This window comes from Arthrobacter sp. 4R501 (assembly GCF_002929755.1).
GTDB lineage: Bacteria > Actinomycetota > Actinomycetes > Actinomycetales > Micrococcaceae > Arthrobacter.
The window spans coordinates 1-676 of the sequence record NZ_PJIW01000059.1; the positions used below are offsets into that span (position 1 = coordinate 1).

1 protein-coding gene is annotated in these 676 nt (G+C 53.1%); it reads left to right on the plus strand.

The window, feature by feature from the left end; translation table 11 throughout:
* The coding region (locus CXR02_RS22535) for a hypothetical protein (RefSeq protein WP_181037338.1) at positions 1-322 on the plus strand (322 nt) is incomplete at its 5' end.
* Positions 323-676: the final 354 nt, after the last annotated feature.

The window sequence follows — 676 nt, forward strand, 5'->3', positions numbered from 1 at the left end:
CAACCTGTGGCCGGTTATTGCGGGTGGCATGGGTGACCCGATGAAAGTTCGTATGAAGGACGGCAAGCCTAATCTTTCCCCCGATGGTCGATTGACGTATTCCAGCGGTGCGATTCTGGTTTTGACGAACAAGCAAGGCATGGTCAAGACAGAGAAAACGGCTTCGATTCATGTGATCGAGGGTGAAGAGGGCGCGATTTTCGAGTATGGGCAGCGAGTCCAGGCACAGGGCAAAATCTGGGTGATGCCTTACGAGGCAAACAACCGGATCGCGCTTTCAATCACGGTTGAGCGCTTGGTTCTAGTCACGGCAGAGGCCTAAAAATGTCCAACGAAATAGTGATGATCGGGCCTAGAAGCGTGCGAGTCCGTGCATGCATCTGGTTTTTGAGGGTGTTGCTTACCGGCGTTGTTGTGTACATCTGCTCAACGGTCGTTTTTATGTCCTACATGTACCCGGCACAGATTCGCGGATTGTGGCTAGCTGTTGTGGCCGTGTGCTTGCTTGCGCTGCGTGCTCTCGAATCGTGGAGAAAGATGGTTGACTCACGATGAACATTTTCTGGGATTGGGTAGCTCGGGGCATCGCCTTTTTGCTGGGCAAGTTTGGCCGGTTGTTGCTGGCGTCGGCTGTTACCTTGACGTGGTTTTTCGCGTTTTTGGTGGTCGGCGCTAT